This window comes from Pseudomonas sp. p21, from assembly GCF_001642705.1.
In the GTDB taxonomy this organism is placed as follows: Bacteria; Pseudomonadota; Gammaproteobacteria; order Pseudomonadales; family Pseudomonadaceae; genus Aquipseudomonas.
In genome coordinates this window covers 750,266-763,771 of sequence record NZ_LWBV01000001.1, presented here as the reverse complement: position 1 = coordinate 763,771, position 13,506 = coordinate 750,266, and the positions used below count along the sequence as shown (strand labels likewise).

Sequence of the window (13,506 nt, the reverse complement as noted above, 5' to 3'; positions counted from 1 at the left end):
TCGAACCGCCGCGAAGAATCCAACGTGGTGCATGGCACCGGCTACGCCGGTGTTCGCGGGTAAACCCGCTCCCACAGAGTCCGTGCCAGACCAATGAGTTATGCAGTTTTGTGAGAACGGCCTTGTGTCGCGACAGGGCTGCGAAGCAGCCTCAGCTTTCAGTAATCGTCAAGATCACGCCCACTGAGCAGGCGGCCGATCATGTCCATGGGGAAACCCCGGTAAGCCAGAAACCGGGTCTGCTGGGCACGGCTGCGCGGATCTTGCGGGCGCTGCCCGGCAAACTTGCGCTGCCATACGTCACGCATGCGCTCGCCCCAGTCCACCTCGCTCTCGCGTAGCGCCTGCTCGATATCAGCACGCGCCAGACCGCGCTGGCCTAGCTCTTCGCGAATACGCGCAGGGCCGTAGCCGGAACTGGAACGGTACCGGATGAAACTTTCGAGGTAGCGGGCTTCACTAAGCAGCCCTTCTTCGGCGAGCCGGTCGAGTTCAGGCTCGATCAGTTCGTCCGAAGCGCCGCGCTGACGCAACTTGCGCGTCAGCTCGACGCGACCGTGCTCACGTCGCGCGAGCAGGTCCATGGCTGTCCGCCGAATGGCGACGGGGGTGTCGAGTACGGCGGACATGTTCGGCTATCTACCGCGCAATCAATAACCGGCGTCAGCGTCGGCCATGTCATCGGCATCGGCTTCGGCAGCAGCAGCCTTACCAGCAGCCGCAACAGCACCAGAGGTCAGCAGCTTCTCGCGAATCTGCTTCTCGATCTCGGCACCAATAGCCGGGTTCTCAGCCAGGTACTTGGCAGCGTTTGCTTTGCCTTGACCGATCTTGTTGCCCTGGTAGGCGTACCAGGCACCGGATTTCTCGACCAGGCCCTGGGAAACACCCAGGTCAATGATCTCGCCGTTACGGTAGATGCCCTTGCCATAGAGAATCTGGAACTCGGCCTGACGGAACGGCGGCGAGACCTTGTTCTTGACGATCTTGACTCGGGTTTCGCTACCGACCACCTCGTCGCCTTCCTTGACCGCGCCGGTACGGCGGATATCCAGACGCACCGAGGCGTAGAACTTCAGGGCGTTACCGCCGGTGGTGGTTTCCGGGCTGCCGAACATCACACCGATCTTCATACGGATCTGGTTGATGAAGATGACCAGGCAGTTGGCGTTCTTGATGTTACCGGTGATCTTGCGCAGCGCCTGGGACATCAGGCGCGCCTGCAGGCCCACGTGCATGTCACCCATCTCGCCTTCGATCTCGGCCTTCGGTACCAGGGCGGCCACGGAGTCGACGATAATCACGTCAACAGCGTTGGAACGCACCAGCATGTCGGTGATTTCCAGGGCCTGTTCGCCGGTGTCCGGCTGCGAAACCAGCAGGTCGTCGACGTTGACGCCCAGCTTGCCGGCGTATTCAGGGTCGAGGGCGTGTTCGGCGTCGACGAAGGCGCAGGTGGCGCCGTTTTTCTGGGCTTCGGCGATGACCGACAGGGTCAGCGTGGTCTTACCCGACGATTCCGGACCGTAGATCTCGACGATACGGCCTTTTGGCAGGCCGCCGATGCCCAGGGCAATGTCCAGGCCCAGCGAGCCGGTGGAGATGGCAGGGATAGCCTGGCGCTCGTGGTCGCCCATGCGCATGACCGCGCCCTTGCCGAATTGGCGTTCGATCTGACCCAGGGCCGCAGCCAAGGCGCGCTTCTTGTTGTCGTCCATTGAAATCCTCACGTGTTCGACTTGGCCCTGACGGCCGGAATACCTGTATAAGTAGCCAGTATTATTCCACAGGCAAGCGCCCGCGCAAACCCCTGTCTTCGATTTACTCGGCACCAAGCTGTAACAAGCCGTCTAACGCGGCGATCACCGTCTGTCGGCGTACCGCCTCGCGGTCGCCGTCGAACTGCCGGCGTTCGCTGAACACCCTGTTGCCGTCACCCCAGGCCAGCCACACGGTCCCCACCGGTTTGGCCGGCGAACCACCGTCCGGCCCGGCCACGCCGCTCACCGCCACGGCAAAGCGCGCGCCGCTGGCAGCCTGGGCGCCGCGGACCATGGCTTCGACTACTTCCTGGCTGACCGCGCCAACCTGGCCGAACAACGCCTCGGGCACTCCCAGCTGACGGGTTTTCTGGGTGTTGGAATAGGTCACATAACCGGCCTCGAACCAGGCCGAGCTGCCGGGCACGCGGGTAATGGCTTCGGCGATGCCGCCGCCGGTGCAGGATTCGGCGGTGGTCACCTGCGCATTGAAGCGGCGCAGGTGTTCACCCAATCGGGTGGCGAGCGTGGTGATCGGGTCCATGTCGGGCTCCTTGAAGGCTGCCCTCTACCCTAACATTTTGGGGATAGGGGATGGGCGTCTGGCGGCGTGCTGGGCATGAGGATGTTCGCCTCTGGATTTTTAGCGCCTGTGAGATCGAGCGCCGCCCGCGCGGCGCTTCGCAGCACAAGGCTGCTCCTACAGTTTGTTTCGGGCCAGTCAAGCCTGTGCCTGCGCGCGCGACCGCCTTGTTTGCCCGACGCATTATCGAAGTGGACACCCAGGGGCCGCGCGCCTTCTTCACAGGAATAATTGGCCCGAAACAAACAGTAGGCTCAGCCTTGTGCTGCGAAGCGCCGCGCGGGCGGCGCTCGATCTCACAGGCGCCAAACCGCTCAAGGCATGCACCTCAAGCCCACACCCAATCAGAAATTCAGCCGCAGCACGGTTCGCCAGACGTTCTTCATCGGTGAGCGGAGGTGCTTTGCCCAGTTGCGCTCCCACCATTCGTCCTCATTGCGCACCACTTGTTCCAGATCGCTACCGGCCACCGCAGCCGCGTGCTGGCGGAACATCATGGGGAATACGCAATGCTGGCGGATCCGGTGCTTGACCACCACATCCACCGGGATGCCATCGTAGGGGGTCTCTGCCAGGATCCGGCAGCCCTCGCGCGACAGCACATAGGCATGCAGCGCCACTACCCGCCCCCGGGCGATGAACGGGAACCAGGTCAGCCAGGTTCGCCCCATGGAATAGCCCAGGTGCAAGGCCTCGAAAGGCCGTTTCTGCATGAAGCGGTTTACCCAGCGCACCCGCGAAGGCTTGAACTCATAGGCCAGGGCATCGTCTTCGAAGATCAGGATTCGATCGAGGCCGTTGTCCAGCGCATGACGGGCCAGTTGCTGATGGGATTCGTAGCAACCGCGCTTGGGGTCGCTGTTTTTCTCGACGACATGAAAGTGCACTTCGTTGTCGAGTTGCCGCCCGATGGTTTCGCTGAACAGCGTGCGCCGGTCAGCGCGAGTGTCGAGGGAAATACAAAAAACCGCATCTACATCAAAACGAATTGCGCTCACCGCACTAATCAACCTGGTTGCAATAACTGTTTACTGGGCCGTGGGCCACCGCGAATACGTCAGGCAGGCCATCCCTGATGGGCAAAAGCGCGCAATTCTCCATGGGGGCACCATGATGTCAACTAGCCTTCATTGCATCCCTGCACACTCGCCGGACTTGCAGGTACTGCCTGCCGGGTAGCCGTGTTAACCTATGCGGCTTGAAAAATCCGGTGGGTCTCGGCGTTACGCATGCAACACAGAACGCCCCAAATTTGCCCCACAATATTGAGACCTACCTTCCTAAGCCCTTGATGAATAAAGCAATCTCCGACTTCTCCGCACACACCCCGATGATGCAGCAGTACTGGAAGCTGAAAAACCAGCACCCGGACCAGCTGATGTTCTACCGCATGGGCGACTTCTACGAGATCTTCTACGAAGATGCGAAAAAAGCCGCAAAACTGCTAGACATCACCCTGACCGCGCGCGGCCAGTCGGCCGGCCAGTCCATCCCCATGTGCGGGATTCCGTTCCATTCGCTGGAAGGCTACCTGGCCAAGCTGGTCAAGCTCGGCGAATCGGTGGTGATCTGCGAGCAGATTGGCGACCCTGCCACCAGCAAGGGCCCGGTGGAACGCCAGGTAGTGCGCATCATCACCCCCGGCACGGTCAGCGACGAGGCCCTGCTCGACGAGCGTCGCGACAACCTGATTGCCGCGCTGCTCGGTGATGAGCGCCTGTTCGGCCTGGCCGTGCTGGACATCACCAGCGGCAACTTCAGCGTGCAGGAGATCAAGGGCTGGGAAAACCTGCTGGCCGAGCTCGAGCGCCTGAACCCGGTCGAGCTGTTGATCCCCGACGACTGGACGCGCGACCTGCCTGCCGAGAAACGCCCGGGCGCCCGTCGCCGTGCGCCATGGGACTTCGACCGCGACTCGGCGCGCAAGGCCCTGTGCCAGCAATTCGCAACCAAGGACCTCAAGGGCTTTGGCTGCGACAAGCTTACCCTGGCCATCGGTGCAGCCGGCTGCCTGCTGATCTATGCCAAGGAAACCCAGCGCACGGCCCTGCCACACCTGCGCAGCCTGCGCCACGAACGCCTGGACGACACGGTCATCCTCGACGGCGCCAGCCGCCGCAACCTGGAGCTGGACATCAACCTGGCCGGCGGCCGTGACAACACCCTGCAGTCGGTGATCGACCGCTGCCAGACCGCCATGGCCAGCCGTTTGCTGAGCCGCTGGCTGAACCGCCCGTTGCGCGACCTCAAGGTGCTGCAGGCACGCCAGGACTCGATCCGCTGCCTGCTCGACGGCTACCGCTTCGAGAAACTGCAACCGCAGCTCAAGGAAATTGGCGATATCGAGCGGATTCTTGCCCGTATCGGCCTGCGCAACGCCCGCCCACGCGACCTGGCACGCCTGCGCGATGCCCTGGGTGCGCTGCCCGAACTGCAGAACGCCATGGCCGAGCTGGAGGCGCCGCACCTGGCGCGCCTGGCTGCCATTACCGGCACCTACCCCGAACTGGCCAGCCTGCTGGAGCGGGCGATCATCGACAACCCGCCGGCGGTGATCCGCGATGGCGGCGTGCTCAAGGCCGGCTATGACAACGAGCTGGACGAACTGCTGGCGATCAGCGAGAACGCCGGCCAGTTCCTGATCGACCTGGAAGCCCGGGAAAAGGCCCGCACCGGCCTGGCCAACCTCAAGGTCGGCTACAACCGCGTGCATGGTTACTTCATCGAGCTGCCGACCAAGCAGGCCGAGCAGGCCCCGGGCGACTACATCCGCCGCCAGACCCTCAAGGGCGCCGAACGCTTCATCACCCCGGAGCTGAAGGCGTTCGAGGACAAGGCGCTTTCGGCCAAGAGCCGCGCCCTGGCCCGCGAGAAGATGCTCTACGACGCCCTGCTGGAAACCCTGATCAGCCACCTGGCACCGCTGCAGGACAGCGCCGCCGCTCTGGCCGAACTGGACGTGCTCAGCAACCTGGCCGAACGTGCGCTGAACCTCGACCTGAACTGCCCGCGCTTCGTCGACGAGCCATGCCTGCGCATCGAGCAGGGCCGCCACCCGGTCGTGGAACAGGTACTGACCACGCCATTCGTGGCCAACGACCTGGGCCTGGACAACAGCACGCGCATGCTGATCATCACCGGCCCGAACATGGGCGGTAAGTCCACCTACATGCGCCAGACCGCCCTGATCGTGCTGCTGGCGCACATCGGCAGCTTCGTGCCGGCAGCCAGCTGCGAGCTGTCGCTGGTCGACCGCATCTTCACCCGTATCGGCTCCAGCGACGACCTGGCCGGCGGCCGCTCGACCTTCATGGTCGAGATGAGTGAAACCGCCAACATCCTGCACAACGCCACCGACCGCAGCCTGGTACTGATGGACGAAGTGGGCCGCGGCACCAGCACCTTCGACGGCCTGTCGCTGGCCTGGGCCGCCGCCGAGCGCCTGGCCCAACTGCGTGCCTACACGCTGTTCGCCACGCACTACTTCGAGCTCACCGTGCTGCCGGAAAGCGAGCCACTGGTGGCCAACGTGCACCTGAACGCCACCGAGCACAACGAACGCATCGTGTTCCTGCACCACGTGCTGCCTGGCCCTGCCAGCCAGAGTTACGGCCTGGCCGTGGCGCAGTTGGCCGGCGTGCCGACGGCCGTCATCCAGCGTGCCCGCGAACACCTGGGGCGGCTGGAAACCACCAGCCTGCCGCATGAACACCCCCAGGCCCAAAAGGCCAAGGACGTACCACAGGTCCCGCACCAGAGCGACCTGTTCGCCAGCCTGCCACACCCGGCCATCGAGAAGCTGGGCAAACTGCAACTGGACGACATGACCCCGCGTCAAGCTATCGAAATGCTATATCAACTAAAGAACCTGTTATAACGGCGCCCACTACAAGCTGGTAGAATCCGCCGCGGTTTGCTGGTGCTGCAGGTTATTAGCCTGGCCTGCAGCCACATACCCGTAAACCGCGCGGCCCTGAGAGGAAGGGCCGCCGCCGTCGCCTGAGGAGAGAATTAGAAATGACCTTCGTCGTCACCGACAACTGCATCAAATGCAAATACACCGACTGCGTGGAAGTCTGTCCGGTGGACTGCTTCTACGAAGGCCCGAACTTCCTGGTCATCCACCCGGACGAGTGCATCGACTGCGCCCTGTGCGAGCCGGAGTGCCCAGCGCAAGCTATCTTCTCGGAAGACGAAGTGCCTGCGGGCATGGAGAACTTCATCGAGCTGAACGCCGAACTGGCGGAAATCTGGCCGAACATCACCGAGCGTAAGGACGCCCTGCCGGACGCTGAAGAGTGGGATGGCAAGACTGGCAAGATTGCAGACCTGGAGCGCTGATAGCGCCCGGACACGAAAAAGGCCCCTCGGGGCCTTTTTTGTTTTTCTGCGGGCAAAAAAAGGGGCGGTTTGACCCGCCCACATTTTTTCCGTAGTCCCTGCTTGTCCCAAACATCATCCTGATGAAATCGCCTCTTGCGATGTCCCTGGCCTTCCTCCTGAAAGCCTGTGCATGTCCCTGTGCACAGTTCGAATACTAGCGGCTTGGGCCGGGCGAGCAACCGTGAAACCTCACAGGGTGTTGCAGGTGACACAATTCCTCACAGCAGAATAAGCCAGAATTTTCAACAGGTTGGGAAAACGCAGGATCTGGATACGACAATGATTTACTGAAGCGCGCATAAATAGCTTACAAAACAAGTAAGAAAAGGCTTACACGCGATGTTACTGGGATAGCGCAGTACATAATGTCTTGGGGCTGCTTTGCAGCCCTTTCGCGACACAAGGCCGCTCCCACAGGATAGTGGTGCATTCAAAGGCGATGAAGTATCTGTGGGAGCGGCCTTGTGTCGCGAAAGGGCGCAAAGCGCCCCCGGCAATTTTGAATGGGGCACCTCTGATCGCCACATACAAAAACGCCCCGAGTTCATCGAGGCGCTTTGTGTTACAGGCTTTCGCTACTGGAACAACGACTCACTGGACAGGCCGTTCTTCTCGAGGATCTCGCGCAAACGCTTGAGCCCCTCAACCTGTATCTGCCGCACCCGCTCACGGGTCAGGCCAATCTCCAGGCCAACATCTTCCAGGGTGCTGCTTTCATGCCCGCGCAGGCCAAAGCGACGCACCACCACTTCACGCTGCTTGTCGGTCAACTCTCCCAACCACTGGTCGATGCTCTGCGACAGGTCGTCATCCTGCAGCAGTTCGCACGGGTCGCTCGGGCGGTCGTCGGTCAAGGTATCGAGCAGGGTCTTGTCCGAATCCGGGCCGAGCGACACATCCACCGAAGACACCCGCTCGTTCAGGCCCAGCATGCGCTTGACCTCGGCGACCGGCTTCTCCAGCAGCGTGGCGATTTCTTCTGGCGAGGGTTCGTGGTCCAGCTTCTGGGTCAGCTCGCGCGCCGCACGCAAGTAGACGTTCAGTTCCTTGACCACGTGGATCGGCAGGCGGATGGTGCGGGTCTGGTTCATGATCGCCCGCTCGATGGTCTGGCGAATCCACCAGGTCGCATAGGTCGAGAAACGGAAACCACGCTCCGGGTCGAACTTCTCGACCGCACGGATCAGCCCCAGGTTACCCTCCTCGATCAGGTCGAGCAGCGACAGGCCGCGATTCACGTAACGACGGGCAATTTTTACAACCAGGCGCAGGTTGCTTTCGATCATGCGCTTGCGGCCAGCAGGGTCGCCCTTTTGCGACAAACGCGCAAAGTGCACTTCCTCTTCCGGCGAAAGCAGAGGCGAGAATCCGATCTCGTTGAGATACAGCTGGGTGGCATCGAGCGCCCGGCTGTAATCGATGTACTTGTGTTGCTTGAGCGAAGAGCCCGACTTGGCCCTCGTCCGAACCGAAGATACAGCAGGTTCGTCTGACACCACATCCGTTTCCAAAACGATGCCCGTCTCCATCAGGAGGACGTCATCGTCGATGTCAAACTCCGGCACTTCTTTACTGAGAGCCATTGTTATAGTCCTTTGCTGAGTTCGAACTCAGACTCGAGCGGCACCTATCTCCTTGGCAGCGCTGGAGCCTGTCCCCTCTACATCACAGGAACAGGCCGGGCACAACGGTCAACGACGTGGCAGGAACTGGAGCGGATCGACGGGTTTACCCTGGCGGCGAATCTCGAAATGCAGCTTCACCCGATCAGTGCCCGTGGACCCCATTTCAGCAATCGACTGCCCTGCCTTGACCTGCTGCCCCTCCCGAACCAACAGCCTGCGGTTATGGCCGTAGGCACTGACGTAGGTATCGCTGTGCTTGATGATGATCAGTTCGCCGTAGCCCCTCAAGCCACTCCCGGCGTAAACCACTGCACCATCAGACGCAGCAAAAACAGGCTGTCCCAAATCACCGGCGATATCAATGCCTTTATTCAAACTACCGTTTGAAGCGAATTTTCCAATCAGCACGCCGTTGGCAGGCCAGGTCCAGCCGCCTACCGCGCGCTCCGCAGCAGGCACGGTGGCGACCACCGGGGCGCTGCTGGAGGCTGCCGGCGTGGCCGGTTTGCTGGTGTTGACAGGGGGTGTGGCGGTGCTTCCCACAGGCCGCCGGATGACCGTGGTCTTGCTCGACGACGACGGGCTGGACACCACCGTGGTGCTGCCGGTAGAGCCGCTGCTGAAACGAATCGCTTGCCCCGGGCGAATGGTGTAGGGCGCCGCGATGCCGTTGCGCGCGGCCAGCTCCTTGTAGTCCCAGCCATAACGGAAGGCGATGGAGAACAGCGTATCGCCAGGTTTGACGATGTACTGCCCGGTGGTTACCGCCGGGCGCTTGGGCACGGTGTTATTGCGGTCGACCACCCGCGCGCTGTTGCTGCTGGTGCTCGAGCAACCCACCAGTAGCGTGCCCATGGCCAGTGCAATCACCAGAAGCGTGAAACCCGACCCGTCCTTGCGCTGCCGAATGACTGTGTGACCCACCCGCGCTCCCCTCATGGTGCCGAAAAACGATATGAAGACAAGAAATGCAATATTGTTGCAATTATAACCAAGCCCGCCCGCATTGGCAGGGTTGGTGAAGGACTGCTGCAAAGCCTTGGTGCAAGCTGTGCGCTAACGCTTCACCCCGCCAGATAGACAGGGCGTTGCTGCAAGAATTCGGTGCTGGCGCAAAAATATCGCGTAGCTCGAACCCGCAGTGTTCAGGCCAGCGGACCGTTGAGCAGCGGTACGAAGCGCACCGCCCCCAGCACGCGACGGGAGAATCCATGCTCCTCGCGCACGATCAGCATCAGTTGCTGGGTTTCGCCGGCTGGCCCCACCGGGATCACCATACGGCCACCGGGTGCCAGCTGGTCGAGCAGTGCCTGCGGCACTTCCGGCGCCACGGCGGTGACGATGATGCCGTTGTACGGCGCCAGCGCCGGCCAGCCCTCGCAACCGTCGCCCCAGCGGAACACCACGTTGCGCAGGTTCAGTTCCACCAGGCGCTCCTTGGCCCGGTCCTGCAGCACCTTGATGCGTTCCACCGAGAACACCCGCTCGACCAGCTGGGCCAGGATCGCCGTCTGGTAGCCCGAGCCGGTGCCGATCTCCAGCACCTTGTCCAGCGGCCCGGCCTCGAGCAGCAGCTCGCTCATGTGGGCAACCATGAACGGTTGCGAGATGGTCTGGTTGTGGCCGATCGGCAGCGCAGTGTCTTCGTAGGCGCGATGCGCCAGCGCCTCGTCGACGAACAGGTGGCGCGGGGTACGACGGATCACGTCGAGCACCTTGGTGTTCGAAACGCCCTCTTCGCACAAACGCTGGATCAGCCTCTCCCGGGTACGCTGGGAGGTCATGCCGATGCCACGCCGCAGCATATCGTCCTCGCGCATCAGAGCAGGCCCTCCAGCCAACCGTCGAGCTGCTCGAAGGCATCACTGAAGGTGCGGTCGAGCTGCAGCGGAGTAATCGATACGTAGCCTTGCATCACCGCGTGGAAGTCGGTGCCCGGGCCGCCGTCCTCGGCATCCCCGGCCACGGCGATCCAGTAGCCTTCCTTGCCGCGCGGGTTGACCACCTTGGTCGGCGCCGCCGCCCGCGCCCGGTGACCGAGGCGGGTGAGCTGGATGCCACGAATGTGCTCCAGCGGCAGGTTGGGGATGTTGACGTTGAGTACGGTGCGGGGCGGCAAGGCCAGGCGCGACTGCGCCTCGACTAGGCGGCGGGCGATATGGGCCGCGGTCGGCAGGTTGTCCGGCTGGCGCGACAACAGCGAAAACGCCAGCGAGGTACCGCCGAGGAAACGGCCTTCCAACGCGGCCGCGACCGTACCCGAATAGAGCACGTCGTCGCCCAGGTTGGCCCCGAGGTTGATCCCCGACACGACCATGTCCGGCGCCTGCGGCAACAGCCCGTTGAGCCCCAGGTGCACGCAGTCGGTCGGTGTACCGTTGAGGCTGATGAAGCCGTTGGCCAAGGTCTGCGGGTGCAGTGGCCGGTCCAGCGTCAGCGAACTGCTGGCGCCGCTCTTGTCTTGATCCGGGGCAATCACCACGCACTCGGCGTAATCCGCCAGTGCAGCGTGCAGCGCGGCGATGCCGGGTGCGGTAACACCGTCGTCGTTCGAAATCAGAATACGCATGAGCTGTCCGTCTGCCCTGCCGACACCAGATCCACGACTTCGCGCACCACCACGGTGGCGAAGCATCCGGCCGGAAGGACGAATTCCAGTTGCAGGATATCAGGCTCGGGATAATGCCACGTAAGGCCGCCAATAGGGAGCCGCAGAATGCGTCGTTCGTGATCCATGCCCGCCTGGGCCAACCACTGGCAAAGTTCCGGCTGACGCGCGCCGACGGCGTTTTCCAACTGTGCGGTGACACCAGCGGCCGGCGAATCGCCCGCGCCCCACATCGGGCCGGTCGGGTGCAGGTCGAGTATCGCCAGGCGCGGGTCGGCACATTCCGCCTCACCCGCCGGGAAGAAGCTGCGGCTGTCGGTGAACGCCAGCAGGTCGCCCACCTGGGCCCGCGCCCAGCTGCCATCGGCGACACGGGCCGCCAACAGCTGGTTGAACAGGTAGCTGCGCCCGGCCGACAGCAGCCGCGAGCGCACGTTGCGCTGCTCGGGCAGGGCCTTGCGTGCGGCCCAGTCGAGGGCGTCGTGAACGTTGCCGCCACCGTGGCCGAAGCGCTGGGTGCCGAAATAGTTGGGCACGCCGTGCTGCTTGAGCTGTTCCAGGCGCGCATCCACCGCCTGGTGATCGGCAGCCAGGGCAGTCAGACGCAGCGTGAAGCCGTTGGCCGAATGCGCGCCGCGCTGCAGCTTGCGCTGGTGGCGCACCTGCTTGAGCACGCGCAGGCTGGCATCCTCGGCACGCGACAGGTCCGGGTCGGCCTTGCCCGGCAGGTGCAGGCTGAACCACTGGCGGGTCAGGGCCTGGCGGTCCTTGAGGCCGGCGTAGCTGATCGTGCGCACCGGCACGCCAGCGGCACGGGCCAGACGGCGGGCGGCCTCCTCGGTGTTCAGGTCTCGCTTTTCGACCCACAGCCACAGGTGCTCGCCCTGGCCCGACAGCGGGATGTCCAGCACTTCGTCGACCTGGAAATCTTCAGCCACCGCCTTGAGGACGGCGGTACCCAGTGGTTCGCCCGATGCGCGCGGGCCCAGCAATTCCAGTTCGGTCATGCGGGCAGCAGCAGGGCTACCGAATGCACGGCGATGCCCTCCTCGCGGCCGGTGAAGCCCAGCTTCTCGGTGGTGGTAGCCTTGACGTTGACCTGGTCGAGTTCGACCTGCAGGTCTTCGGCGATCAGCTGGCGCATGGTTTCGATGTGCGGGGCCATCTTCGGCGCCTGGGCGACGATGGTGGCGTCGACGTTGCCGACCTTCCAGCCCTTGGCCTGGAGGATGCCGACCACATGGCGCAGCAGCACGCGGCTGTCGGCACCTTTGAACTGCGGGTCGGTGTCGGGGAAGTGCTTGCCGATATCGCCCAGCGCTGCCGCGCCAAGCAAGGCATCGCTCAGGGCGTGCAGCAGCACGTCGCCGTCGGAGTGGGCCAGGAGGCCGTATTTGTGGGGGATACGCACCCCGCCCAGGGTAATGAAATCACCGTCGCAGAAACGGTGCACATCGTAGCCGTGGCCAATACGCATAGAAAAACGCCCTGAATGAGTCAGGGCGTGATTCTACCTGCTTTAGCCAGTATTGGGGCCGTCGTTGTAGGAGCAGCCTTGTGCTGCGAATGGGCCGCAAAGCGGCCCCGGCAATATCGGCGATAGCGTTAGACCCAGGGTCTGCTTCGCAGCCCATTCGCAGCACAAGGCTGCTCCTACAGGCGATGAAGCAAACACCGCAGCTATGCCTTACACCCGCCCCAGCGCCACCGCATGATGACGCAGATGCTCCTCGATGAAGCTGGCGATGAAGTAGTAGCTGTGGTCATAGCCAGGCTGCAGGCGCAGGGTCAGTTCATGCCCCCCTTTGCGTGCCGCCTGCTCCAGCGCTTCAGGCTTGAGTTGCTTCTCGAGGAAGTCGTCGCGGTCGCCCTGGTCCACCAGCAATGGCGGGCACTCGCCGGCCGGAGTTTCGGCCAGCAGCACGCTGGCATCCCACTCGCGCCAGCGCGCACGGTCTTCACCCAGGTAGCGGCTGAAGGCTTTCTCACCCCACGGACAATCCATGGGGTTGCTGATCGGCGAGAACGCCGACACCGAGCGGTAGCGCCCCGGGTTGCGCAAGGCGCACACCAGCGCGCCATGCCCACCCATGGAGTGGCCACTGATGCTGCGCTCGCCCGAGGCGGGGAAGTGTGCCTCGATCAACGCAGGCAACTCCTCCACCACATAGTCGTGCATGCGGTAGTGCTGGGCCCAGGGCTGCTGAGTGGCATTGAGGTAGAAGCCGGCACCCAGGCCGAAGTCCCAGGCGCCGTCCGGATCGCCCGGCACCTGCTCGCCACGCGGGCTGGTGTCGGGGGCGACGATGATCAGCCCAAGCTCAGCGGCCAGGCGCTGGGCGCCGGCCTTCTGCATGAAATTCTCGTCGGTGCAGGTGAGGCCGCTGAGCCAGTACAGCACCGGCAGCTTCTCACCCTGTTCGGCCTGCGGCGGCAGGTAGACGGCGAACACCATGTCGCAGCCCAGCACCTTGGAGTGATGCCGGTAACGCTTGTGCCAGCCGCCGAAGCTCTTCTGGCAGGAGATGTTATCCAGGCTCATGGCAA

13 protein-coding genes are annotated in these 13,506 nt (G+C 63.2%); 2 read left to right on the top strand and 11 right to left on the bottom strand.

Translation table 11 applies throughout. The annotated features are described in order from the left end of the window. Window positions 1-158 precede the first annotated feature (158 nt). The 4 genes from recX to A4C63_RS03580 all read right to left on the bottom strand — a co-directional run bounded on the left by recX (window position 159) and on the right by A4C63_RS03580 (window position 3,341). Window positions 159-629, bottom strand: a complete 471-nt coding sequence (recX, locus tag A4C63_RS03595) for a recombination regulator RecX (RefSeq protein WP_046616639.1) — start codon at window positions 627-629, stop codon at window positions 159-161. A gap of 21 nt (window positions 630-650) precedes the next feature. Beyond that, complete coding sequence (gene recA, locus A4C63_RS03590) at window positions 651-1,718, bottom strand: recombinase RecA (protein WP_015269214.1); 1,068 nt, start codon at window positions 1,716-1,718, stop codon at window positions 651-653. Between the two features lie 103 nt (window positions 1,719-1,821). After that, on the bottom strand, window positions 1,822-2,304 hold the full coding sequence (locus A4C63_RS03585) for a CinA family protein (RefSeq protein ID WP_063911528.1): 483 nt from the start codon (window positions 2,302-2,304) through the stop codon (window positions 1,822-1,824). A gap of 383 nt (window positions 2,305-2,687) precedes the next feature. Then, on the bottom strand, window positions 2,688-3,341 hold the full coding sequence (locus tag A4C63_RS03580; protein ID WP_063911527.1) for a hypothetical protein: 654 nt from the start codon (window positions 3,339-3,341) through the stop codon (window positions 2,688-2,690). A 305-nt stretch (window positions 3,342-3,646) separates the two neighbouring features. Here A4C63_RS03580 and mutS point away from each other — a divergent pair, with 305 nt between their 5' ends. Next, on the top strand, window positions 3,647-6,220 hold the full coding sequence (mutS, locus tag A4C63_RS03575) for a DNA mismatch repair protein MutS (RefSeq protein ID WP_063911754.1): 2,574 nt from the start codon (window positions 3,647-3,649) through the stop codon (window positions 6,218-6,220). 140 nt (window positions 6,221-6,360) lie between these two features. Then, the gene (fdxA, locus tag A4C63_RS03570) at window positions 6,361-6,684 is read left to right on the top strand and encodes a ferredoxin FdxA (RefSeq protein WP_004375459.1); all 324 of its coding nucleotides are present in this window, start codon (window positions 6,361-6,363) and stop codon (window positions 6,682-6,684) included. 617 nt (window positions 6,685-7,301) lie between these two features. Here fdxA and rpoS read toward each other — a convergent pair. The 7 genes from rpoS to fghA form a co-directional block, all read right to left on the bottom strand. Continuing rightward, the gene (gene rpoS, locus A4C63_RS03565; RefSeq protein WP_063911526.1) at window positions 7,302-8,309 is read right to left on the bottom strand and encodes an RNA polymerase sigma factor RpoS; all 1,008 of its coding nucleotides are present in this window, start codon (window positions 8,307-8,309) and stop codon (window positions 7,302-7,304) included. 108 nt (window positions 8,310-8,417) lie between these two features. After that, a complete protein-coding gene (locus A4C63_RS03560) occupies window positions 8,418-9,275 on the bottom strand; it encodes a peptidoglycan DD-metalloendopeptidase family protein (protein WP_063911525.1) in 858 nt (285 codons plus the stop codon). Window positions 9,276-9,496: 221 nt separating this feature from the next. Then, on the bottom strand, window positions 9,497-10,135 hold the full coding sequence (locus A4C63_RS03555; RefSeq protein WP_015269209.1) for a protein-L-isoaspartate(D-aspartate) O-methyltransferase: 639 nt from the start codon (window positions 10,133-10,135) through the stop codon (window positions 9,497-9,499). Between the two features lie 35 nt (window positions 10,136-10,170). Beyond that, a complete protein-coding gene (gene surE, locus A4C63_RS03550; RefSeq protein ID WP_025337991.1) occupies window positions 10,171-10,920 on the bottom strand; it encodes a 5'/3'-nucleotidase SurE in 750 nt (249 codons plus the stop codon). Then, on the bottom strand, window positions 10,908-11,966 hold the full coding sequence (truD, locus tag A4C63_RS03545) for a tRNA pseudouridine(13) synthase TruD (protein WP_063911524.1): 1,059 nt from the start codon (window positions 11,964-11,966) through the stop codon (window positions 10,908-10,910). The genes surE and truD overlap by 13 nt, the downstream gene beginning before the upstream one ends. Next, the gene (ispF, locus tag A4C63_RS03540) at window positions 11,963-12,436 is read right to left on the bottom strand and encodes a 2-C-methyl-D-erythritol 2,4-cyclodiphosphate synthase (RefSeq protein ID WP_063911523.1); all 474 of its coding nucleotides are present in this window, start codon (window positions 12,434-12,436) and stop codon (window positions 11,963-11,965) included. The genes truD and ispF overlap by 4 nt, the downstream gene beginning before the upstream one ends. 210 nt (window positions 12,437-12,646) lie before the next feature. Then, complete coding sequence (gene fghA / locus A4C63_RS03535) at window positions 12,647-13,501, bottom strand: S-formylglutathione hydrolase (protein ID WP_025337989.1); 855 nt, start codon at window positions 13,499-13,501, stop codon at window positions 12,647-12,649. Between the last annotated feature and the right edge of the window lie 5 nt (window positions 13,502-13,506).